We start from the raw sequence: 24,003 nt of genomic DNA on the forward strand, positions 1-24,003 counted from the left end.
CCCAACCGGAACGGGAACATCGGGGGTGTTTTTGTATGGCAGATTCAAATTGGTTATGCTACCTTTCCAAACTGACATTAAATCTGAGTTCGTTTGCAGTGCAACCTTCGGGTATCATCAAAAAAAGGTGATATAAAACGAATATTACCCGGCAATGGGAAGTCTTTGGAATAAGAATAATGAAAAAAACAAAGAAACATCAGCCCCCCCTGGATGGTGTATCCGGACCTGTTCAACACGTTCCTGGAATTCTGGACATGGACGACTGCCCCGAAAGCCAATTCATGCGCCAGGCCCATGAACTGAACGAAAGAATCAAGGAGATCAATTGCCTGTACGGCATTTCAAAAATTGTTGAAAAGGATGACATCTCTCTGGAAGAGATTTATCAGGAAGTCATAAGGCTTATTCCCTGCTCCTGGCAATACCCGGACATCACCTGTGCCCGATGTATTATCCATGGAAAAACCTACCAGACAGATAATTATCAGGACACCTGCTGGAAGCAGTCCGCAGATATTATTGCCTACCGGGATGTCATTGGTGTCATCAGTGTGTGTTATCTGGAAAAAACCCCGGACAGCCATGAAGGGCCTTTTTTAAAGGAAGAACGCTCGCTTATCAATGCCATTGCCGAACGTTTGGGACGCACAAGCGAGCAAAAACAGGCTGAAAAAGCGCTGTTTGAAAGTGAACAGCAGCTGAAAAACCAGAATCAGCTCCTTAAGGAAAAAAACATCGCCCTCCGGGAGATCATGAATCAGGTTATCACGGAAAAAAAGAATCTGGAAGAAAGGGTCATGGAGAATGTGGATCAATTTCTCCTTCCCCTTGTGGATAAATTGAAAAACAGCGGTTCCCAGATTGACATTGGTTATCTTAACCTGCTTGAGGATACACTGAAGCAGTTAACCTCTGCCTTTGGAAGCAAAATGGCCCGCAATATGCCCAAACTCACCCCCCGGGAAAACGAAATCTGTAATATGATACGCTCCGGCCTCAGTTCCAAGGAGATTGCCAGAATTCTTAATATCTCCCACAGAAGTGTTGAAACCTACCGGAACTATATCCGTAAAAAACTGGGGATTATAAATCAAAAGATTAACCTTGCCAGCTATCTTTCCACACTGAAATAACGGGCATGTTCTGCCGGATACAACAAATATAGAAAAACAGAGGAGGCGTTACACCTCCTCTGTCGTAAAATTAAAAATTCTTTCTTTTCAAGGCAATGGATATGCAGACAGCTGCCCCGCCCCAGGTAATAACCAGCCCGAACAGCATCATTATAACAGCGGATGTTTCCATATTAATTTTCCTTTGATTAACGGTTTGAATGGGCAGATCGACCCGGTGTGCCGGCACCTGTTAAACTGGTTGTCTGAAGAACAAACCCGATCACGGCTACCATAACCACAAGGAACCATCCAAAATAAAACAGGGCATCTCCAGGATAGCCCTCATACCCGTTACGGATATCTCCAATCAGGTTGGCAATACTCATGTAACCCAGAACCAGGGGCGTAATAAACTTCAGACAAAATACCCACCAATTACCCACGGCAAAATCCGAGGTTTTATTGATGTGCTCCCGGAAAACCTCAAGGTTGCAGATCCAGGACAAGAAGATTATCTCCACAAGACCCGCCGCAAGAACACCAAAATTGTTGATAAAGTGATCCACAATATCAAGGATATAAAGACCGCTGTTGGTGGCAAAAATTGTTCCTGTAAAAAGACCGACCATGCAATAAATTGTCACAGCTTTTTTTCTGTTCAGATCAAATTTACCCATGAGGGATGCCACGCAGGTCTCACAGATGGAAATATGGGAACTCAGGCCTGCAAAGATCAGGGCCATGAAAAAAAGTGTTCCGAAAAACGCCGGATTCGGCAGATAATTGATGGCCTTGGGAATGGTTACAAATGCAAGCCCCACACCGGATTTAACCACCTTATCAACCCCAACGCCCTGGTTCAACGCCATATTCCCAAGAACGGAAAAGACCAATATACCGGAAATAATGCTGAACCCGCAGTTTGCAAAGGCTGTTATAAAAGCGTTATTGTTAATATCTGAATCCTTGGGAAGATAACTTGAATAGGTAAGCATAATGGCAAACCCAATGCTCAAAGAATAAAAGAGCTGACCATAGGCGGCTATCCAGACATCAATATCAAGAAGGGCTTTAAAATCGGGTTTAAACATCCAGTTGAGTCCCTCAAGGGAACCCGGCAGGGTAACAGCCCTCACCGTAATGATAATGACCATTACAAACAAAAGGGGCATGAATATCTTACTGGCGATTTCAATCCCTTTTTTAACACCTTTGAAGAGCACAACCCAACAGATGCTCCAGGCTGCAACAACAGATGCAAATATGGACCACCGAATCCCCCCCACATCAAGGGGGCCGTCGGAGAGAGCCAAAAATTCTTTAAAAAAGAAATCACCTGTTTCAGCACCCCAGCCTTGATTAAAGGCAAGAAAAAAATAGGAAATGGACCATCCCACCACGGCCACATAGTAGATGGAGATAATAAAAGAGACAAGCACCTGCCACCATCCCACCCACTCCCACTTCTTAGACAATTTGGCAAAAATCTGGGGAGCAGATCCCCGATATTTATGCCCCGCTCCAAATTCCAGAATCAGAAATGGAATGCCTGCGGTAATCATTGCAAAAAGATAGGGGACGAAAAAAGCCCCCCCTCCGTTTTCATAGGCCACATAGGGAAACCGCCAGATATTACCAAGGCCGATGGCAGAGCCGATGGCTGCCAGCACAAAACCTGCCCGTGTTCCCCATTGTTCTCGTTTTTGCATCTATACACCTCCTGTTTTCATATATATCTTAGCAAAACAGTCCTTTGTATAGGATTCTTTTGTGGAAGTCAAAACTTAATCCCACTTTCTTTGAGGAAGCATCCAGGAGGTCTTTTTTTTACACATTTCTTTGTCTGTCTGCACTGAGAATCATCTGTTTTAAAGCGTGTTTATCTTTTGCACGCATCCATTTTTTTTCAAACCCGGGCTCCATTACTATCCTGGCAATGGCCGAAAGTGCCTGGAGATGAAAATTTCTTTGGTCCCTTGATCCAATGAGGACAAAGGCAGCATAGACAAGGGGCTGGGAAGATGAAAATTCAATACCCTTTTTGCACCGCACCAGGAGAACAGAAAATTTGTCTTGCCCCTCTATGATCACATGGGGCACAGCAAGCCCGGGGGAAAGAACCGTGGTCATCTCATCCTCCCGTTTGCAGAGCAAGTGGAAAAGTTCACCATCAGGCACTTCCAGGGGAGCAGACATGGCTTTGGCTGCCAGTTTAAAAAAGGCATGTTTGTCCATCTGTTTTTTCAAATCAATGACCTGGCTTTTGGCCACAAGAACATCAAACCGGTCTGGCGGGCTTGTCACATTAATCAGTTTTCTGACCTCATTATGGACCGGAATTTCATCTTGAAGTTCCCTTGCAGTGGCTTTTTTAACCATCTGAAGCATGGCTTCTTTCCGGTTGACACCAAATCTTAATGCCAGCTCTGCTATGGATTTTTTTGAACCCAGAACAGTTACCAGATCCCCTGCCTCCAGCCGTGTAAACCCGTGGGGCACAAACAGGACTCCCCTTCTCCGGACGGACATGATAATCAGATCAAAGGGAAGACGAAAATCCCTTAAAGCAAGGCCGGACAAATCCGGATTTTGAATTCTCAGATCCACGACATTTCTTTCTTTGTGCATCCCCATGAGAAGGGATGCTGCAGCCGGGGATCGGACAAAGTGATCCAGAAGCCCCACAATTGCCGTGGACGGGTCCACGATAAGAACCCCTAATGTCTGGAACCTGGCGGTATTAAAGCGATCATTTATCCTTGCAATCAAGGTCTGACTGCCAAAGTTTTCATAGGCGATTTCACATATTTTATAATTCTGTTCATCGGAAAGCATGGTGACGATGGCCCCGGCCTTGTGGCATTGAATCCGTTCCAGTTCATCCCGGGAGATCCGTGAAAAATGCACAACTTCCATCTCCTGAAAATTTTCCGCCGGAACAGCCTGTCCATTCATGGCCAGAGTCACTTCCCACTCCTGGGACATGAGGGAGAGGGCCAGGGCCGATGCCTGGCCGTCCACGCCAAATATGATTGTTTTTTTTGCCCCGCCAAAGGGATTGCCTTCAGACTTTGGATGATCTTCTTTCATCAGTTTAATGGCAAGCTTGAATAGAGGAGGCCCCACAAGCTGATTTAAAATAATCACCGAGATGATGATGGTGGCAAAGGGAGTGCCAAAGGCAGGAAACGCCACCACAACATCCTTTGCAAGCCCCAGCCCCACACCTGCCTGGGTAATATAAGCCATCCAGCTCATCGAATTGACCCTGGCCGGATTTCCGGCAAGGCTGCCCCCGACAAAAGAACCAAAAAACACAGCTGTTATCCGCACCAGAAAAAGGACAACGGCCACCTGCCATGTGGCTGCCAGCACATCCAGGGATAGAGAGGCCCCGGTGAGGGTAAAAAAAGCGGTATAAATAACAGGGCCGATGTCATTTAAAATTTTTAGAAACTCGTCCCTGAACCGAGAGGTATTGGACACTAAGAAACCGGCCACCATACAGATTAACAGCGGTTCAAAAAGAAATTCCACAACAAATCGATTATGGGTATAGTGCCGGATGCCTGCGGATAAGGCAAAGACAAAGTAACCCGTTGCCAGAATAAAAATTGTTTTTAAAAGGGGCGGAACCGGCAGGCGTATTATTCTTAAAAGTATTTTGGACACCCCAAAGCCAAAAATCAGTGAACCACCAATTTCAAACACAAGAAGAAGGACAAAACCAAGATTAACCCGAACACCTGTGAGCAGAGCATCTGCAATGGAAGAATTGGCAGAAAAAAGCACAATGACCACCACATCCATGATAACAGTGACGCCAAGGGCCGTCTGGGTGAATGGACCTTTGGCGCGAAGTTCATTCACAATGGCAATGGCAGACGATGGAGAACGGGCCACAAGGATAGCCCCTGCCAGGATAGCCACAGCGGCCTTTGCCACCGGCGGCATTGTGGTCATAAAAGGGATATGGGCTGAAATCAGATAAAAGGTGATGGAGCTAAGGGTAAATGTAAAGATTACAAGCCCCACCGTAATCCATGCAATGGTTTGCAATTTGCTTTTCAGCTCTTTTAAATAGAGTTCCGCACCTGCAGCAAAGGCAATGAAACCCAAAGATATCTCATCCACAAATCCAAGATTTGCAACCGCCTCTTTTGAGATCATACCCAATACATATGGACCGGCCACAACCCCGGTGAGCAGAAACATGCTGATCAAAGGAAGACCGGTTTTTTGAAAAGTTGTACCCATTTGTTTTGATGCCAGGGCTATCAATGTGAACCCGGCGGTGAATACCAGAATATCCATATATTATCCTACACCAGTGACAACGTATAATAACTATAAACGGTTTTCTTCAAATAAATTTCAGCAAGTTTCAGATCTTTCATGCACAATTGCTGCCGCTCATGCAGACATAATTTAACTGCCTCCATTATTTTCAGCCATTTGTGGAGTTGTGTGAAAATGATAACTCAACTTTCAGGCTTCATTTCAAAGCCGGCATTTTCAAATGTACCGATGGGGTCCGTGTGCCGACGGGGTCAGGCTTTTGTTATTGATGTTATCGACCAAGGCCTTTGCCAACGGAAAAAGCCTCGATAATGTCAATAACGAAAGCCTGACCCCACCACGAAATGCGAACACCGAAAGTTGAGATGATAATTATATAGGACTGTCGCCATCAAGAACAGTGCGAATAATCCGGGCCAGGCGCAAATTCCCCACAGGTTTATGGACAAAGCCTTTAATACCCAGTTTCTGTGCACGTTCCCGGGTTATTTTATTACTGTATCCGGTGCACAGTATAATGGGAATATCCTGCCGGATTTCAATCATTTTCCGGGCCAGAATATCCCCTGTCATGCCGGGCATGGTCATGTCAGTGATAACAAGATCAAAGGAGTGGGGGGCGGATTTAAAAAAGCCCAGGGCCTGGTCCGGGCAGGGAGATGTTTTGACACTGTAGCCCCTTTTCATCAGCAATTCCCGGTTCACGGATAAAATAGCAGGTTCATCATCCACCAGCAGGATGCGTTCCGTCCCCCCCGGAATGGAAAAAGCCGGGCTTGGATTTTCCGGAACAGCCTCAATTTTTTCAGGAAAAAAGAGATAAAACCGGGAGCCGACGTTCTCCTTGCTTTCCACATGAATATGCCCGCCGTGTTTCTTAACAATACCATGAACAACGGCAAGGCCCAGACCCGTACCTTCTCCGGGTTTTTTGGTGGTAAAATAGGGTTCAAAAACAGCGGTCTGCACATCCGGGGACATTCCCACACCGGTGTCCCCCACCATCAGCCTCACAATGTTGTCCGTGTCAATGGGCACACCGTTAAGTTCTTCAATATCATCTTTCCGGTGTTGACTTACTTCCACCGTTAAAACACCTCCCCGGATATCCATGGCATGGGTGGCATTGGTGCAAAGATTCATGATCACCTGGTATATCTGGGTGGAATCAGCCAGAATCATTGCTGTATCGTCAACGGTGTGACGAATTTCAATGGTGGTGGGAACGGATGACCGCAACAATTTCAGCACCTCTTTGACAACACGTGCCGGACGTAATGGTCCTATATCTTCATCTGTCTGCCTTGCAAAGGTTAAAATCTGTCGCACCAGATCCCTGGCACGATTGCCTGCGGTTTGTATCTCTGTGAGATAGTTCTCCATGGGGCCGTCCCCTTGGGATACGTCATAAAGAGCAAGCTCAGTATAACCAAGGACAGAGGAAAGGATATTGTTAAAATCATGGGCAATCCCTCCGGCCAGGGTCCCCACCGCCTCCATGCGCTGGGATTGTCGCAGTTGACTTTCCAGCCGGTGGCGTTGGGCTTCAACACGGTGAAGTTCTGTTTCATCCGTGAAAGTGACCACAACTTCAGTTTGTGAAAGACTGTAAACGGTATTTTTCATCCATTGGGATCTGGTGTCATCCTCATAATGCATGGCAGGCAGCAGTTCATGATTGCCTGTGCGATACACCCGTTGCAGCGCCTCCAGCAGTCCCATCTCCCGGACCCCCGGAAAAACAGCGGTGATCCGCCGGCCCATAACCTCCGGGACAGACACAGATGAAATTTTTTCACCCGCAGGATTAATATCTATGAACACAAAGTCGTTGCCCTTGTCCACGGCTTTGTAGATGGCAATGCCCTCAATGCTGTTGTGAAACAGACCTCTAAAACGTTTTTCACTTAAAAAAAGGCGCTGCTTGTCCATGCGTTGCTGTTTCGTGGCCCTCCATAGCCGTCCAAATGCCAGGAAAAGCAATAAATTAAGAAGAACAAAAATGCTTCCATGGTGGAATAAATTTTCCTTCCAGCACTTAAGGGCACTGCCCACCGGCATCCACACGGTGAGCTTTAAACAGGTGGGGGATATTTCACGTTGGTGGAAAATTTTTTCCCGGTCTCCATTGTTTTTCAAATAAGCTAGAAAGGTCCCAAAAGAGTCTTCCCCCATGGTCAGCGCGTTGGAATCAACAGGTACAACAGGGGTGGATGTTCTCCGCACACCGGCAAACAGATGACCTGTCACTGTGTGTAAAAAAATTTCAATGCCGGGGGTATTTCCGGCACCGGCCAGAACGGTGTTATAATGTTGTGCTGATAACCGGGCTGCAACGCTTCCCACCACCATTCCACCCGGAAGGGCAATTGGATATCGTATCCATCCTTCTTGATCCATGTCTGGCTTTTGCCCGGGTAAAATGTCAAAACACAATAATTGCTTTTTATCCGGACCAACGGACAGTGGAAAGGAGGGTAACCGGGAATATTTTTTGGATAAAGGCCTTGAGGTGTAATTGGTAAATATTACAGTGCCCATATTATCAAGCACCACAATTTTTTCCAGCTGGGGAAGACCTTCTACTGCTGCAGAAAGACGATTTACCGCCTGATAACGTTCAAACAGGTAGCGATTCCAGTTTCTGGCAAAATTGTTGCTGAGCCTTTTAATGACCTTTTCTGTATTGGCAAAAGAGCTGTCCAGTGAGCCACCCAAGACCCTGGATAAATTTTGAATCTGCTTTTGGGTGCTTTTAATTTCATTCTTGTATGAGCTTGATATGAATAAAAATGAAAAAATCCAGATAAGGGCAAGGAAAATCCCCCCTGTCAGCAGGATGAAATGCTCTTCACGAAACAATTTTTCTGGATCATTTTGGCGTTTGGATTTCATTTTTTATTACCACAGTCACCCGGCATCACAAACTGGGAAGGTGCCTGCTGCAAATTGTTCCAGCATTTCACGGTTTTCATGAAATTTACCTGGCTCTGGTGGGCTTGTTTTAACAACGCATTGGCGGCAGATTTCTTTTTTAAACTTTTTCGGGAAACCTGGAGCAATTGGTTGAGGATGTCATCGGAAAACCGTCGAATCTCAACCCCCTGGGATTTAAACATCTCAAGTGCTGACATCTGGCGCTGATATGACATGGCAAGGGACCAGCTGCTGTTAATCCGGGCAGCATAGGTTAAAATGTTTCTTTCGTGTTCAGAAAGGGTGTTCCAGATCTTTTTGTTAATCATCAAGGCATTCCAGCTTGATGGCTGATGCCATCCCGGAAAATAGTAGTATCTGGCAAATTTTTCAAATCCAAAACTTTGATCCACATCGGGTATGGTGAATTCCAAGGCGTCCAGCTGGCCGCTGGCAATGGCATTAAATATTTTTTCCACAGGGATCATGGAGGGAATGGCCCCAAAATGGGATAATACCTCTCCCCCAATTCCGGCAATGCGTATCCTTAATCCCTTAAAATCCGCAATGGTATTAATCTCTTTTTGGTACCATCCTGCGGCTTCGGAAATTACAATGTGGGTGGGCATCACAATGATATTGTGATTATCAAAGCCTTTTTGGAGAATTTCCAATCCCCCCCCGTTCCACATCCACAGCATGCTGTATTCGGCCTTCAAACCAAAGGGCATGGATGCAATCAGTTCACACACCGGTATTTTATCGCAATTATAACCCGTCCATGACCAGGCTGCATCAATTTTACCGGTTTTAACGGCATGAAAAAGTTCATCACCGGAAACCACCTCATTGACTCCACGGAAATAAAGTTTTAATTTCCCCTGGGAAAGGGTCTCCACAACTGTACTCAGATGGTGCAGACTTTCATTTAAAAAAATAAGCCCTTTGGGAAAAACAGAATGAACTTCAAGGGTTCTTGGGCCTTTTGCCGCTGCATGTTGCCCTGGAAAAACAAGAGCAGTAAAGATGATCCAGCAAAATAATACATTGGACAGTTTTATGGAAAAACGCATTATAAAGGGGAATCTCCTTTTTTAAAAACAGATGAAAGCCATGATAGAAAGCCGAAATTTTATATATAACTCAACTTTCGGGCTTCATTTCAAAGCCGGCTTTTTTAAATGTACCGACGGGGTCAGTGTGCCGACGGGGTCAGGCTTTTGTTATTGATGTTATCGACCAAGGCCTTTGCCAACGAAAAAAGCCTCGATAATGTCAATAACGAAAGCCTGACACCACCACGAAATGCGAACACCGAAAGTTGAGTGTATAACCGGCACGGGGATACCGTTCTGCCCACAACAAAGATAGAAATGCTACTCAGATTTGCGGAGTATTTCATATAAACGGGCATCTCCTGTGGGCACAACAAATATAGAGCATGGTATTATACCGCCGCCCCCCCGATGGACAATGGGCCCGGACCGGAACTGTAGACAGCTCAATTGTCCGGTTCCTATTGCCCATCGGGGGGGCGGCTCTGCTGAGGTTGCCCGGAAGTTTTATTGTTAATAAAAAACAAATAAATTATAGTTGCTAACGGATATTTTTTCAAGAAGACAATTTTTTATGCATTAACCCATGGGGATCAGATAAAACAGTTATCAAAACAGTGATTAAACTCCAGATTTATCCGGTGTTGAACAAAATAGTCGAACCGGCACCTTAAATCAATTTGATTCTGTTGCCTCCATGGTATACTCTTTTATTTAGGGCTTGGCTATAATTTCGGTCAATGCGGTTGGCTGAAATTAAAACCAATCCCTTTTTTTGTTTAAAACGGGCAACAAATATTAAAAATGGGATGATACGGTCTGCCCGTGGCAGTTATAAAAAATTCCCTGATTTGGTTACGTCCAAAAGTTGAGTTGCAATAATTTTATGAAAAGAGAAATTGAATTACTGGCCCCGGGTGGAGATCTTGATTCCATAAAAGCTGCAATTGCAGCAGGGGCAGATGCGGTTTACTGTGGTCTGATTAATTTTAACGCAAGGACTCGGGCCGCAAATATAAATTTTGAGGATTTGAATGGAATTTTAAACCTTGCCCATGGAAATAATTGTAAAGTGTTTTTAACCCTTAATATTATTATAGTGGGAAGTGAATTTCCAGCACTTATAAAGTTATTGAACAAACTTGTTAATACAAAAATAGACGGTGTGATTATTCAGGATTTAGGATTGTTTTATCTATTATCCAGGTATTTTAAGAATCTTGAAATACATGCCTCCACCCAGCTGAACACCCACAATAAGGGACAGATAAAATTTTTAAGCAAATTGACGGCCAGCCGGGTGAACCTCTCAAGAGAGCTCAATATTGATCAGATAAAATCATTAACCCTGGTTGGACAACAACATAATATTTTAACAGAAGTCTTTGTCCACGGCTCATATTGTATCTCTTTTTCGGGTATTTGTTATTTAAGTTCTGTTCATGGAGGAAGGTCAGGAAATCGTGGGCGATGCAGTCAACCCTGTAGAGATAGGTATTTAACCACTTCTGAAGGTAAAAATTTCCCCCTTAATCTTAAAGACAATTCTGCTTATTTTGATTTGCAGAAGATATCAGATGCAGGGGTGGCTTCAATAAAAATCGAAGGCAGGATAAAAAAATCCGATTATGTATACACCGTGGTGAATTGCTGGAGAAAACAACTCCAAGGCTTTTATGACCAAAATAGAGTGAATAATGACGATACAGATCTCTATAAGGTGTTTAACAGGGGCTTTTCAGATGCATATCTAACAGGCGATATTGATAAGAATATGTTTATTGATAATCCCCGGGACAATTCCATCAAGCAATTTTCCGGAATTACGGAGGATTCTGCAAATAAAAAATTACTGGCAAAAAAAAATCAATATTATGAAGATAAGGCAATCATTTCAACCAATGTCAGAAATAAAATAAAAAAATTACGTGTCGAGAAAATTCCTTTAAAATTAACTCTTTCAGGGTCATGTGGTGCGCCTTTAACAATATGTGTAAAAACACCATACACTTCATTTGTTGTGATTTCAGAAACAAATCTGACAAAAACAGGTCCATCAGAAAATCCGGATCAACAAAATCGAAAACCAACCGGTGGCCCAGACCCAATGGTGCAAGATGGAAAAAAAGCAGCAGATGGCAGGAATAATAACCATAAAAACAAAACAAATCTGAATTACAATGTTCTATTAAAAAGATTGAGCACCTTAAATAATTCAGAATATTATATTAAGAAAATGGATTTGAAAAATCTTGAAAAAGGACTTTTTATCTCTTTTAAATCGCTTAATTTAATAAAAAAAAGAATTTCATTCACCTTAAACGGTTCAAAAAAAGCCATTGCCCCTGTTGAACTTCCCTTTTTAAAACGACAACCTGTATTAATTCCCCGGCCTTCCCTTGGCGTCTTAATTTCTTCCCGAAAAGATTTATACCTTTGCGATAACAGCGATGCCGATATTTTTTTTCAGCTTCCCAGTGGATTTGAAAATGAATGTGTTGACTTAACAAATCTTTTTTTAAAGAATAAAAGGGTAGTCCCCTGGTTCCCCTCTGTTTTAATGGGAGCCAATTATGACCATGCAGTCAAGTTTCTTCAACAGGTTCAACCCGGATGTATCGTCACCGATAATGCCGGCATCGCCTATGAAGCTTATAAAAATAAAATTCCCTGGATAGCAGGGCCTTTTCTCAATATGGTTAACTCCTTTGGACTGCTGTGTTTAAAAGAGAAATTCAATTGTTCCGGCGCTTTTATTTCAAATGAAATCAGTAAACGTCAGATTAAAAAAATTATTCCTCCCGGTAATTTCAAATTGTATTATAGTATCTATCATCCGATTTTACTTCTAACCAGTGCTCAATGCCTGCTTCATCAGGTTATCGGGTGTGAAAAAAATAAAATGGATGAACAATGCATTCAAAGTTGCAATAAATCCGCCTCAATTACAAATTTAAAAGATGTCCCTCTTTTGATTAAAAAAACAAAAGGAAATTATCATTGTATTTATAATAATATAAATTATTTAAATACAGATATTGTCCATGATTTTTCCAACTTTTTTTCCAGTTTTTTTATTGATTTGAGAAATATAGAAACAGACACTATAATAGGAGCGGATAAAATCAGGATAATAACTCTTTTTAATGAGTTTCTATCTGGAAAACCAGATTCAGCAAATAAACTCAAGCAAATGATTCATCCCTCAACAAATGTTCAATACATAAAGGGAATCTAACTCTCGATGGTAAATATTCGCTCAGCGCCCCATCTTCACCAGTTTTAGCCTGCTCATCTAACAATAGTATGCTACGCAGTCCCAAACAGGTGAATATGAGGCATTGTCCAAACATTTACACAAGCTGAATATTTACTGTCGATGATCAAGTAAGAGACTCCGGGGATATTGATTTGTCTTGTCAAACGAGGAGTTTTTCATGCATACATTAACGGTTTCAAGTATCATGACCCAGAAATTTGAAACTTTAAAAATGGCTGATACACTTCAACGTGCAGCCTTGCTCATGCGCAAATCAAAACTGGACGTATTGCCCGTCATCGGAGTGGATGGACAATTGCTTGGATTGATGACAAAAGCCAATCTTTATGATGCCGTGGCTGCCGGCGAATCACCGGAAACACCTGTGGAAAACATTTCCATTAAAAAAGATGTTGTTACGCTGCAAGAGAACATGCCTTATAATGAGGTGACTGAAATTGTAAAAAACAGCAAGGTGGGGACGGCCATTGTTCTTAATGATCAAAACAAAGTGGTGGGAATTTTTACCAAAGCCAGCTGGATAATGGCCATGTTTGAAAATGAAACCTTGCTGAATCATCAGATGCAGATTATTTTAAACAGCATGCACAACGGTCTTGTTGCCATGGATGCTGCAGGACAAATTACCAGAATCAACCAAACCGCTGAAAAATTGTTTGGCATAACAACATCCCAGGCCTGTGGAAAACCGGTGTCCCTTTTTTTTAAAGGCCTGGAACTTGACGAAGTGCTATTAAAAGGGGTTGTCTCCATAGGAATAAAATCAACCTATGGGGAGCATACCCTGTTGTGCAATATCACACCCATGATCACCATGGAAAAGCCCAATGGAGCCATCATTATTTTTCAGGATTTGACGGATCTTGAGTGCATTGCTTCGGAGCTCGAAGGCGTCACTAAACTTTACAACACCCTCCAGTCTGTCATGGAAATTGCCTATGACGGTATTATTGTCATTGACAAAGAAGGCATGATCACAATGGCCAATCAGGCTGCTGCGGATTTTTTTAACAAATCCCGGGAAAATATTGTGGCCAGACCGGTGGACGATATTATTGAAAATTCACGTCTGTGCGACGTGGTTAAAACAGGGGTGGCCGAACTTAATCAATTGCAGTTCATCAACGGGAATCCCTATGTGGTATCAAGAATGCCCATTGTGCGTGACGGCAAGGTTCTGGGGGCGGTGGGTAAAATTTTATTCAGTAATTTCAAAGATGTCAGGAACCTGGCCCAGAAATTAATTCGTCTTGACCAAAAAATTGCTTATTATAAAAATCACCTTGGCAATGACAACGACAAGAAGATCACCTTTGATCAAATTATTACCTCCCATGACACCTTTAAAAAAATCAAAGAAAGAGCTGCAATTGCAGCCCAAAGCTCTTCAAGCATTCTCATAACAGGTGAAAGCGGAACCGGTAAAGAGTTGATGGCCCAGTCCATACATGAAGCCGGCACCGGCAGGGATAAACGCCTGGTAAAGGTAAATTGTGCAGCCATCCCTGCTGAACTGCTGGAGTCTGAATTTTTTGGTTATGCTCCAGGCGCTTTTACCGGTGCCCAGAAACAAGGAAAGCAAGGAAAACTGGCCCTGGCCGATGGCGGTACCCTGTTTTTGGATGAGATTGGAGACATGAGTGCCAATTTGCAAAGCAAGCTGTTGCGTGTTCTCCAGGATAAATCCTTTGAGCCCATCGGCTCCAACAAAACAATTCAGGCAAACTTTCGTGTGATTGCCGCCACAAATCAGGATCTCTACCAGATGGTTCAGGAAAAACGTTTCCGGGGAGATCTTTATTATCGCCTTAATGTGATTCATTTCCATATTCCCCCGCTGCGGCAACGGCCCCAGGACATCATCCTGCTGGTTCACTTTTTCATTGAAAAATATAACCATATCCTTGGGTCTGCCATCCAGGATATTTCAGACGATGCCATGAATCTTCTGCAACATCATACTTGGCCGGGGAATGTCCGTGAGCTTGAAAATGTGGTGGAGCGTGTTGCCAATTTTGTCAAAGGCAATATCATAGAAATAGAGGATCTGCCGCCCAATTTAAAAGAAAAGAATATGGAAGAGAAACAGGTCTCTCCCAGCATGGCCGGCAGCCTCCCTGCCGCCGGACAACGCTTACAAAAGAGCCGTGAAGATCATGATAAACTTACTATTCAAGCCGCTTTGATGGAAGCGGGTGGGAACAAGGCCAAGGCCGCAAAACTACTGGGTATCAGCAGGTCATGGCTTTACACTAAAATGTCCAGGGTCGGTCTTTAAATCTCCCCCCAATTTTTTTTTATTGTCCTCTACATGTCCTCTATAGATGACGTTCGTCCTGTATAGATTACATTTTTTTCACGAAAGAGGACACATTTTTTTCTTAAAATCATTTAATTTATTGATTTTAAAGCTTGTTAACATGTGGCACAGGCATTGCAATTATTTCAAGATCAAAGTCCAGACTTAAGATTGTCAATGCTGGCCTTGCTACTATTGGGCCTAAGATTTGGAAAATGCCATCATGGCCCATCCAAATGTTGTGGAAGCCTCTGTGGCGGGGATTCCTCATCCCAAATGGGAAGAACGTCCCCTGGCCCTGGTGGTCCTTAACAATGGGACAGAGAACGTCTCAGAAAACGATATGTTGGATTTTATAATGCCTAAATTTGCCAAATGGCAGCTTCCGGACCGAATTCTTTTTGTTGACTCTATTCCTAAAACCAGTGTGGGAAAATTTTCCAAAAAAGACATTCGAAAGGAATATGGAAATTTTTATAGCCAGCAATAAACAGCAGTGTTTTTATGGTGTTAATATGGAGAAAAAAACATGAGAAAAGTAGCCATTATAGGCACAGGACACACCGATTTCGGATTTAATTCCCCCAAAACAGGGCTGGAGCTTTTTTGTGATGCCGCAACAGAAGCCATGGCCGAAGCAAATGTGCAGTCAAAGGATATTCAGGCGCTATATTGCGGTAACGGGCTCAGTGATTTTTCCGAGGGACAGATTATGATTCAATCATATATCGCAGATTCCCTGGGATGTCGTAACATTCCAGCCACCCGGTTTGAGGCTGCCTGCTCTTCTGCCACCGTGGCCATCCGTGATGCGTATATGTGGGTGGCATCCGGTTTTTACGATATTGTCCTTGTGGGGGGAACAGAAAAAGCCACAGCCATGGGAACGGCCCTTGCCACCCGGACCTTTGCCATGGGAACCGATGCCCGGTATGAATTTCCTGCAGGGCTTACTTTTCCCGGTTTTTTCGGACTTCTGGCAAATCTATATGCATCAAAATACAATGTCCCCTTTGAAAGGCTTCGACGTCAGATGTCGCTGGTTTCTGTGCAGTCCCACAGTTATGGGGTGAATAATCCCCATGCTCAATTCAAAAAAGAGATCACCGTGGATAAGGTGGAAAAGGCCTTTATGGTGGCATCTCCCCTGACCCTGCTTGATTGTTGTCCATTTTCCGATGGTGCGGCAGCCCTTGTCATTGCATCGGAGGAAAAGGCCAAAGAACTTTGCGATACCCCCATTTATATTGCCGGGGTGGGGCAGGCATCTTCGGGTATGTTAAGCAGCCAGTATAAGGATATTCCAAGATTAAAAGCCCGGGATATTTCCGTAAAACAGGCCTATGACATGGCCGGGGTGGGACCCCAAGACATTGATGTATGTGAACTCCACGACTGTTTCAGCATTGCAAGCATCATTGCCGCCGAAAGTCTGGGATTTGCCGAATTTGGAAAAGGCGGTCAATTGTGGGAAAACGAAGAAACCCGCATTGGAGGAAAAATTCCCATTAATATTTCAGGGGGACTCAAGTCCAAGGGACATCCCATCGGGGCCACAGGGGCATCCCAGACAGTGGAAATCGTAAAGCAGCTCCGGGGGGAGCTTACAAGCCAGAAAAGGCAGGTGGAAGGGGCAAAAGTGGGGCTGGTTGATACACTGGGCGGAGACGGCATCATCTGCAATCTTATTTTAAAAAAGGAAGAAAAATAATGGAATATCCCTTACCGTTTGAAAAATATAACAATGCATTGAAAAACAATACCCTTCTGGGACTGACGTGCAGACAATGCCGTAAAATAACCTGTCCCCCCCAGATGGCCTGCCGGGAATGTGCTTCCTTTGATCTTGAAATAACCGAACTTGGCGGCACCGGGACCATTCAAACATATACAATTATTTATGTGGCAGCAGAAAACAGGGAAAATGAAGTCCCCTATGTGATTGTGCTCGTAGAATTGGAGGAAGGGCCCTGGATCATGGGTGAACTGTGCGCCATAAACCCTGACGAGGTAGGAGCGGATATTATTGGTAAATCCGTTAAAATGGGAAATCGCGTATTTCCCGGGGACAAATATTCCAATGGTGAGGCGGCCCGACCGGCTTTTTATCTTGGGGATTAATTGCTGAATGAACGAAAATTGACCCTGTGGCACATAATAATTTTGGCTATTTCACATGGAGAAAAAAGATGTATTTCAATCTTACCAAAGAACATAAGATGATTCAAAAAGAGGTGCAGCATTTTGCCAAAAAAGAGATTGCACCCCGGGCGGAGGAGCTGGAAAGAAACGGCAAATATCCCTATGATATCATGACAAAAATGGCAGACCTTGGATTAATGGGAATTCCATTTCCCGAAGAATACGGTGGCATGGGCAGTGACTGGGTCAGTATGCATCTTTGTATTGAAGAGATCTCCAGGACAGATATTACCCTGGGCGCTTTGCTTGATGTCACCACAAGCGTTGTGGGCCAGGAGTTGCTTGAATTCGGTACAGAAGAACAAAAGCAAAAATACCTGGTACCCATTGCCCAAGGTCATGCAATCGGTGCCTTTGGTTTAACCGAGCCTGATGCCGGTTCCGATGCCGGTGCTTTGATTACCGAGGCTGTGCGCAAAGGGGATAACTGGGTGCTTAACGGAACAAAGCAGTTCATTACAAACATCGGCCTGAAAAACGCATCGGTTCTCCTGGTGGCAGCCAAGATGGAAGACGGTGACATCGCCACATTTATTGTTCCAAAGGACACCCCGGGTTTTAAGCTGGGAACAAAATATGAGAAAATGGCATGGCGGGGCTCGGCAACCCATGAGGTCATTCTAAAAGAGTGCACCATCCCCAAAGAAAATCTTCTGGGCGATCCCAAACACGGTTTTTCACAGCATCTGGCAGTATTGGAGACCGGCAGAATAAGCATTGCCGCCGTGGCCGTGGGGGCCGCCCAGGCATGTCTTGATGAATCCCTGCGTTATGCCATGGGCAGAAAACAATTTGGAAAACCGATTTTTGAATTCCAGAGCATCCAGTTTAAATTGGCAAATATGGCATTGGCCATAGAGCTTGCCCGGAATGAATATCTTAAAGCGGCCTGGCTCAAGGATCATGGAGAAAAACATACTTTTGAGGCCACCTGTGCCAAACTTTATGCAACTGAGATGGCGGAAAAAGTAGCAAGTGATGCTGTTCAGATCCATGGGGGGTATGGTTATATGGAAGAATCACCGGTGTCGCGAATTTACAAAAGCGTTAAACTGCTTCAAATCGTTGAAGGCACCTCCGAGGTACAGAGACTTATCTTAAGCAGACATCTTGCAGGGAAAAGTTAACTATCCATATCAAAAATCAGATCATTCATTAATAAGTAAATATTTGGACAATGCCCCAGATTCGCCTGTTTGGGGCTGCGTAGCATGCTAATGTCAGGTGAGCTAACCCAAACAGGTAGATGGGCTCTGACCGAATATTTACGTTAATAAGAAGAGAATTCCAATGAAATCAGGACCCTTGACACATTTGAAAATTCTCGATTTTTCCACACTTTTACCGGGACCATACGCAAGTCTGGTCCTCACCGACCTTGGGGCAGATACCTTGAGAATCGTATCTGGATCACGGCCGGATATCGCGACAATGATGCCCCCATTTCTTAACGGCACCGATATTTCGGCAAATGCCGCCTGGCTGGGACGGGGAAAACGATCCATTACTCTTAATCTTAAGAAAAAAAAGGCTGTGACGATTATAAAGAAGCTCATTGCCGAGTACGATATTCTTTTGGAACAGTTCAGACCGGGTGTGATGCAACGATTGGGGCTGGGATATGAAGATCTTAAAACAATCAATCCCGGGCTTATTTATTGTTCCCTCACCGGTTACGGCCAGGATGGCCCCTATGCCCAAAAAGCCGGGCATGACATTAATTATCTTGCCCGCTCGGGGCTGATGTCCTACTCCGGGACAAAGAGCCATGGGCCTGTGCTCACCGGCATGCAAATTGCCGACATGGCAGCAGGTTCAAACAATACAATCATCGCCATACTTGCCGCAGTGCTCCATCGAAATTATACAGGCAAGGGGCAATACATTGATATATCCATGAGGGATGGGGTTGTGCCGTTCAACGGTATGGCAGCAGCTGCGGCCCTGGTGGATGACGGCCTTCATCCTGTAAGGGAAGAAGACGTTTTAAACGGTGGCAGTCTGTATGATTTTTACGAAACAAAGGATAATGAATACTTAAGTTTTGGAGGACTTGAACCGCAGTTTTTTAAAGCCTTTTGCAACGCCATCGGATATCCCGAATTTATTAAAGGCGGGGTGATACCCGATGATATTGAACAGGTGAAATTACGAATTAAAAAAAAGATAAAAACAAAAACCAGGAAAGAATGGGAAGATGTGTTTAAACAGGTGGATGCCTGTGTGGAACCGGTGTTGACACTTAGCGAAACCTTGAATTCTCCAGATATCTTAAAAAGAGGGGTGGTGGTTGATGTGGCACTGCCGGAGGGGGGAACCGTTCGTCAGTTAGGAACCCCCATGCTGTTTTCCGGAACCCCCATACACTATGCCAAAGCCGGGCAGCCCGCAGGTACGGACAACAAAAACGTCCTTCTGGAATTGGGCTATACAAAAGAGGCCATTGAAAACTTTAAGGATTCAGGAATTTTTAACTAAAAAATGAGTTAAAGAGAAGATCGTTATAACTGGCCATGGTCAGATCATATTGGGATTTGACCTGCCCACAACGAATATTGAAAATGGTATTATACCGCCGCCCCCCCGACGGGCAATGGGCCCGGACCGGAACTGTAGACAGCTCAATTGTCCGGTTCCTATTGCCCGTCGGGGGGGCGCTCTGCCTTAGCTTGCCTTGGAGGCTGCATTGTATATAACTGCCATGGGCAGACCTTGTTCTGAACTCGGTCTGGCCACAACGAAGATTGAAATACATCCCTGATTTGCGGAGTATTTCATATAAAAACATTACCCATAATTCATGGGTAAAAGGAAATATATAAATGGATATTAAAGGATGTACAGCAGTTGTCACCGGAGGAGCTTCCGGTCTTGGAGAAGCGTGTGTTCGTGACTTATCAGCCAAAGGGGCAAAGGTTGCCATTTTTGATTTTGATGAAACAATGGGGCAAAAAGCAATCGGGGAATCGGGGGATTCGGTTATTTTCTGCAAGACCGATGTTTCCGATGAAAACAGTGTTAAAATGGCCATTGAAAAGACCATTCAAGCTTTTGGAAACATCCATTTCGCCATTAACTGCGCCGGCATCGGCACCCCTGGCAAAGTACTTTCCAGAAAAGGCCCCATGCCCCTGGAGCTGTTTAATAAAGTTCTCCAGGTAAATCTTGTGGGCACAATGAATGTGCTTCGTCTTACAGCGGAAAAAATGATGGACAATGCCCCCAATGAAGACGGTGAAAAAGGGGTGATTATTAATACCGCATCCATTGCCGCCTTTGAAGGACAGATCGGACAGGCAGCTTACAGTGCTTCCAAAGGCGGCATTGTGGGAATGACGCTTCCCATTGCCCGGGAGTTTGCTTCTTATGGAATCCGGGTTATGACCATTGCACCGGGATTATTTGAAACACCCATGCTGGCAGGACTTCCCCAAGAGGCAAAAAAGTCAATCATTGCCAACATTCCTTTTCCCAAGCGCCTGGCCAGGCCATCGGAATTTGCCCTTATGGTGAAACATATTATTGAAAATCCCATTCTAAACGGTGAAACCATCCGGTTGGATTCATGTATTCGACTGGCCATTAAGTAATTGCAAGGGGGGACAATAGATTACCCAACGCCTGGGGGAATCTCGTCACAACCCCATTTATTCCAATAAGCGGAATGGCTGTCTGAGCAAGGAGCATTCAACTATAATATCTGTCAAAGAACAGTGGTCAAAAATTCGGGGTGGGGGCTGGGGGATTAAAACCCCCGGCTACCCGATTAGCTTCATCAGTATGCAAAAAGCTCTTGTAAACAATCACAAACTTTAATTTGGGCCGTCTTTGAAATAACTCCCAACTTTTTTACTAATCTTGATTTATCTACAGCTCTTATCTGATCCAACAATATCAATCCTTTTTTACCTTGGAACGTACACTGAATTCTTGTGGGGAAATTGAAGCCTCTTGAAGTCATTGGAGCAACAATAGCTGTTTTTAATGAAGACATTTCATTCGGTGAAATTACAATACAGGGTCTTTTTTTCTTTATTTCGTGACCTTTTGTCGGATTCAATTGAACCAACCATATGTCGAATCTGCTGATTGACTGATTCACCATTCCCAATCCTCATCTTCAACCAGATAAGCATCCAGCCACTCTTGATCCAGTTCCTCTTCTTTTTCGGTTTTAAGAAATTTTTCAAATTGTTTTTGCCAACCCTGTCTATGTTTTCTGACGGGCTTTATTAACAGGCCTTCATCAAGCACCTTAAATTCCAGTTCTTTTTCGTCAAGTTGCGCTTGTTCGATGATCGCTTTCGGAATTCGTACTCCTTGCGAGTTTCCAATTCTAATTAATGTTGTCATAATAATCCCCTTGTTTTGATCATTGTAATTACAATATAATCACGCAAGGGTTTTCTTGTCAAATCAAAATTGTGGTTTTATTCTTGTCAATGGTCACGAAAAATTGAGCCATTTATAGTCATCAAAAATGAGCCACACCAATTCATTTTAAAAAATAGAGAACCATACCGATGACCAGGAGAACGGCATCCATAATAAGGGCATTCACTTTAAGGGCTTGCAAAGGTAGACTGGGCGACTTCTAACTGGTCAAGATAGGCCTTTGTCGGCTTCTCCATCCAGGGGGCGATTGCCATGAACTTCCATGAAACGACAGATTTCTGTTTGTCTTGTGTCTGTCTGACGCGTTGCAGGCGGTTTTGTTCTTCAATTTCTGCAAGTCATCCCGGCTCATGCGATACGCATCCAGCATCAGGAAATATGCTTCCACTTCGGTGAATGCATCCAGGTCTGTGCGTATTTTAGACAAGCTATCCTGTACATCGGGGTATACCTGAAAATCTTCCAGACTGGTTGCAAAAATAATTTCATCAGAAGCTTGCGTGCTGGCAGCGTTGACCCAATGAACTTTCCTGAAACCCATGGGTCAGGCCAGCAGGCCCAGCGCCCGGTAGGTGTTGCGGCCGGCTATTCCGTCAGGTTCCAGCCCGTTTGCCTGTTGCCAGGCTTTCAACACGGCCTCGGTGTCACTGCCGAACTTTCCATCCACCTGGATTTTCAGAGCCTCTTGAAGTTTGCGTACCCAAGACCCACGGGAACCTTTTTTGACAATTGTGTAATCAACCGATGGCGCAATGGCCCCAATGACCTGACTGCTTCCTCCGGCCATGGCGATGGCTGTGGCGCGAACACCATGAACACGGCGTTCCCACCCCTTTCCAAATGTGGACCAGGTGGAAAGATTACGCAGAAAGCTCAGGCGGCGGTCGCACATGAGGTCGATGACCTGGAGGGGATCGTGTTCTTTGACCCTGGCAAGGGTTTTAGGACCGATACCACCATCCTGCTTGGCACCGACTGCTGCCTGCAACCATTTAGCACCTCGCCCCGGTCCGGAATTCACGGCAGAGTCAAAGAGAGCGTAATCAACACCTGGGGGAACCTCATCACAACAACACTTGCTCCAGTAACCGGAATGGTAAATGTGTTCCAGCTCCTCGTCTGTGATGTTTCGCAGATCGTCCTTATTCTTATCTTTGCCAAAGTAACGTTGATAGGTGGCCAGGGTGACCCCTTTCATGGTTGCACCGCCTGGGTCCTTGGGATGATCCGCCCATCCGCCTTCGTGGACCAAAACATGGGCGAGTGACTTTTTGAAGTTTTTCTTCATTTTTTGCCCCCTTTTGTCGCACAATAACCTCTTTGGTAGGTTTAGTTATTGGTTAAATTGTTGAGCCTTTAAACGCCGGGTGCCATTCAAAAGAATTCTCTGAATGCCCGGACTTATTGAGAACTTACCATCCCCCTTCCCACCGGAGGTTGCCCCACTTCGGTGGAATCTCCTTCCTGAACTATCCAAAGCAAAACCCTTATGGCAAAAAATTGGATTTGGCTTCGGTACCGGGCTTCTTGAACAAAGGATTGAGATCGACCTTACAGGTCGACACAATTCTAAAGGTTCCGAAATTTCATTGTTATTGACTAAATTTCAGAAAGTGTGTATTTATACACATTATGGATAGCCGAAAAATCATAAAAATTCTTAAACAAAATGGCTGGTACGAGGTTGCCAAGGTTGGGTCTCATACACAGTTCCGCCATCCAGAAATTAAAGGGCGTGTAACAGTTCCACACCCGAAAAAAGACCTACCGAAGGGCACTTTAAAAAGTATCGAACGCCAGTCGGGAATCATATTTAATTGAGGTGATACCATGGCTAATTATATTGCTATTGTCCATAAAGAAACCAATACGGATTTCGGTGTTTCTTTTCCCGATTTTCCAGGTTGCGTAACCGCAGGACAAAACATTGACGAATCCAAAGATCTTGCCCAGGAGGTATTAGCCCTCCATATACAGGGCATGATTGAAGACGGAGACAAATTACCAGCGCCCTCGAAACTTGAAAATATAATGGCAAATAACGACTACGCCGATGCTGTTGCCTTTCTTGTTGTAACCGTTCCCGATGTAAAGCCACGAACAGTTAGAGTTAATATTACTGTGCCTGAAATGACTCTTCAACAAATTGATGCTGCAGCAAAAAAACGAGGAATGTCCAGATCATCATTTCTTGTTCATGTGGCACAAAATGCAATTCAATCGAACCACTCTCAAGCCTCCATTTAAAACCTAATCGCAGGGATCGGATAACGCAAAACTAAGCCGCCGCCGAAAAATGTTTGCAAAGAACCGCTCACGTTCTGGCGGTCGGCTTGAGCGATTTGTTGAACCAAGCCGCTACGCGGCAGAAAAAGCTGAAGTCATGTATACTATGTGGAGTGTTCATACAGAACCACCTCACAACCCTTTTTTCAGGAG

The 24,003-nt window shown here is 44.4% G+C and carries 21 protein-coding genes; 11 read left to right on the forward strand and 10 right to left on the reverse strand.

Annotated features, from left to right (window positions below; all coding sequences use genetic code 11):
* The first annotated feature begins 179 nt into the window (after nucleotides 1-179).
* Nucleotides 180-1,136 (forward strand): helix-turn-helix transcriptional regulator, encoded by a 957-nt coding sequence (locus B9A32_RS18585; protein WP_084071463.1) that lies wholly within the window; start codon nucleotides 180-182, stop codon nucleotides 1,134-1,136.
* Between the two features lie 70 nt (nucleotides 1,137-1,206).
* Here B9A32_RS18585 and B9A32_RS21185 read toward each other — a convergent pair whose 3' ends face one another.
* The 6 genes from B9A32_RS21185 to B9A32_RS21960 all read right to left on the reverse strand — a co-directional run bounded on the left by B9A32_RS21185 (nucleotide 1,207) and on the right by B9A32_RS21960 (nucleotide 9,735).
* A complete protein-coding gene (locus B9A32_RS21185; RefSeq protein ID WP_139795889.1) occupies nucleotides 1,207-1,308 on the reverse strand; it encodes a methionine/alanine import family NSS transporter small subunit in 102 nt (33 codons plus the stop codon).
* Nucleotides 1,309-1,324: 16 nt separating this feature from the next.
* On the reverse strand, nucleotides 1,325-2,827 hold the full coding sequence (locus tag B9A32_RS18590) for a sodium-dependent transporter (protein WP_084071464.1): 1,503 nt from the start codon (nucleotides 2,825-2,827) through the stop codon (nucleotides 1,325-1,327).
* Between the two features lie 118 nt (nucleotides 2,828-2,945).
* Nucleotides 2,946-5,432, reverse strand: coding sequence for a cation:proton antiporter domain-containing protein (locus B9A32_RS18595; RefSeq protein ID WP_084071465.1), 2,487 nt, complete (start codon nucleotides 5,430-5,432; stop codon nucleotides 2,946-2,948).
* A 357-nt stretch (nucleotides 5,433-5,789) separates the two neighbouring features.
* Nucleotides 5,790-8,312: a hybrid sensor histidine kinase/response regulator gene (locus tag B9A32_RS18600; RefSeq protein ID WP_084071466.1), complete on the reverse strand. Its 2,523-nt coding sequence runs from the start codon at nucleotides 8,310-8,312 to the stop codon at nucleotides 5,790-5,792.
* Nucleotides 8,309-9,406: a TRAP transporter substrate-binding protein gene (locus B9A32_RS18605; protein WP_084071467.1), complete on the reverse strand. Its 1,098-nt coding sequence runs from the start codon at nucleotides 9,404-9,406 to the stop codon at nucleotides 8,309-8,311. Before B9A32_RS18605 ends, B9A32_RS18600 begins: the two co-directional genes overlap by 4 nt.
* A gap of 122 nt (nucleotides 9,407-9,528) precedes the next feature.
* Nucleotides 9,529-9,735 carry a hypothetical protein gene (locus tag B9A32_RS21960; protein ID WP_212638014.1) on the reverse strand — a complete coding sequence of 69 codons (207 nt, stop codon included), beginning with the start codon at nucleotides 9,733-9,735 and terminating at the stop codon, nucleotides 9,529-9,531.
* Nucleotides 9,736-10,274: 539 nt separating this feature from the next.
* Between B9A32_RS21960 and B9A32_RS18610 the strand changes: the two genes are divergently transcribed.
* From B9A32_RS18610 to B9A32_RS18645, 8 genes are all read left to right on the forward strand, one after another.
* On the forward strand, nucleotides 10,275-12,626 hold the full coding sequence (locus B9A32_RS18610) for a peptidase U32 family protein (RefSeq protein ID WP_084071468.1): 2,352 nt from the start codon (nucleotides 10,275-10,277) through the stop codon (nucleotides 12,624-12,626).
* Between the two features lie 199 nt (nucleotides 12,627-12,825).
* Nucleotides 12,826-14,946 carry a sigma-54-dependent Fis family transcriptional regulator gene (locus tag B9A32_RS18615; RefSeq protein WP_084071469.1) on the forward strand — a complete coding sequence of 707 codons (2,121 nt, stop codon included), beginning with the start codon at nucleotides 12,826-12,828 and terminating at the stop codon, nucleotides 14,944-14,946.
* Between the two features lie 229 nt (nucleotides 14,947-15,175).
* A complete protein-coding gene (locus B9A32_RS18620; protein WP_269749045.1) occupies nucleotides 15,176-15,457 on the forward strand; it encodes an AMP-binding enzyme in 282 nt (93 codons plus the stop codon).
* Nucleotides 15,458-15,496: 39 nt separating this feature from the next.
* Entirely contained in the window at nucleotides 15,497-16,678 is a 1,182-nt protein-coding gene (locus B9A32_RS18625) for a thiolase domain-containing protein (protein WP_084071470.1), read from the forward strand.
* Nucleotides 16,678-17,088 carry a Zn-ribbon domain-containing OB-fold protein gene (locus B9A32_RS18630; protein ID WP_084071471.1) on the forward strand — a complete coding sequence of 137 codons (411 nt, stop codon included), beginning with the start codon at nucleotides 16,678-16,680 and terminating at the stop codon, nucleotides 17,086-17,088. Before B9A32_RS18625 ends, B9A32_RS18630 begins: the two co-directional genes overlap by 1 nt.
* A gap of 68 nt (nucleotides 17,089-17,156) precedes the next feature.
* A complete protein-coding gene (locus B9A32_RS18635) occupies nucleotides 17,157-18,296 on the forward strand; it encodes an acyl-CoA dehydrogenase family protein (RefSeq protein ID WP_084071472.1) in 1,140 nt (379 codons plus the stop codon).
* A gap of 163 nt (nucleotides 18,297-18,459) precedes the next feature.
* Nucleotides 18,460-19,647, forward strand: coding sequence for a CaiB/BaiF CoA transferase family protein (locus B9A32_RS18640; RefSeq protein ID WP_084071473.1), 1,188 nt, complete (start codon nucleotides 18,460-18,462; stop codon nucleotides 19,645-19,647).
* Between the two features lie 344 nt (nucleotides 19,648-19,991).
* Complete coding sequence (locus B9A32_RS18645; protein WP_084071474.1) at nucleotides 19,992-20,759, forward strand: 3-hydroxyacyl-CoA dehydrogenase; 768 nt, start codon at nucleotides 19,992-19,994, stop codon at nucleotides 20,757-20,759.
* A gap of 185 nt (nucleotides 20,760-20,944) precedes the next feature.
* Here B9A32_RS18645 and B9A32_RS18650 read toward each other — a convergent pair whose 3' ends face one another.
* The 4 genes from B9A32_RS18650 to B9A32_RS18665 form a co-directional block, all read right to left on the reverse strand.
* Nucleotides 20,945-21,274: a type II toxin-antitoxin system PemK/MazF family toxin gene (locus B9A32_RS18650; protein ID WP_170923903.1), complete on the reverse strand. Its 330-nt coding sequence runs from the start codon at nucleotides 21,272-21,274 to the stop codon at nucleotides 20,945-20,947.
* Nucleotides 21,268-21,522, reverse strand: a complete 255-nt coding sequence (locus tag B9A32_RS18655; protein WP_084071476.1) for an AbrB/MazE/SpoVT family DNA-binding domain-containing protein — start codon at nucleotides 21,520-21,522, stop codon at nucleotides 21,268-21,270. The genes B9A32_RS18650 and B9A32_RS18655 overlap by 7 nt, the downstream gene beginning before the upstream one ends.
* Before the next feature lie 241 nt (nucleotides 21,523-21,763).
* Nucleotides 21,764-21,991 carry a hypothetical protein gene (locus tag B9A32_RS21965; protein ID WP_139795890.1) on the reverse strand — a complete coding sequence of 76 codons (228 nt, stop codon included), beginning with the start codon at nucleotides 21,989-21,991 and terminating at the stop codon, nucleotides 21,764-21,766.
* Between the two features lie 117 nt (nucleotides 21,992-22,108).
* Nucleotides 22,109-22,852, reverse strand: a complete 744-nt coding sequence (locus tag B9A32_RS18665; RefSeq protein WP_084071478.1) for a glycosyl hydrolase 108 family protein — start codon at nucleotides 22,850-22,852, stop codon at nucleotides 22,109-22,111.
* 344 nt (nucleotides 22,853-23,196) lie between these two features.
* Between B9A32_RS18665 and B9A32_RS18675 the strand changes: the two genes are divergently transcribed.
* Both B9A32_RS18675 and B9A32_RS18680 read left to right on the forward strand, forming a co-directional pair.
* Complete coding sequence (locus B9A32_RS18675; protein ID WP_084071480.1) at nucleotides 23,197-23,385, forward strand: type II toxin-antitoxin system HicA family toxin; 189 nt, start codon at nucleotides 23,197-23,199, stop codon at nucleotides 23,383-23,385.
* 9 nt (nucleotides 23,386-23,394) lie between these two features.
* Nucleotides 23,395-23,811: a type II toxin-antitoxin system HicB family antitoxin gene (locus B9A32_RS18680; protein WP_084071481.1), complete on the forward strand. Its 417-nt coding sequence runs from the start codon at nucleotides 23,395-23,397 to the stop codon at nucleotides 23,809-23,811.
* Nucleotides 23,812-24,003: the final 192 nt, after the last annotated feature.

The organism is Desulfocicer vacuolatum DSM 3385 (assembly GCF_900176365.1).
GTDB lineage: Bacteria > Desulfobacterota > Desulfobacteria > Desulfobacterales > Desulfobacteraceae > Desulfocicer > Desulfocicer vacuolatum.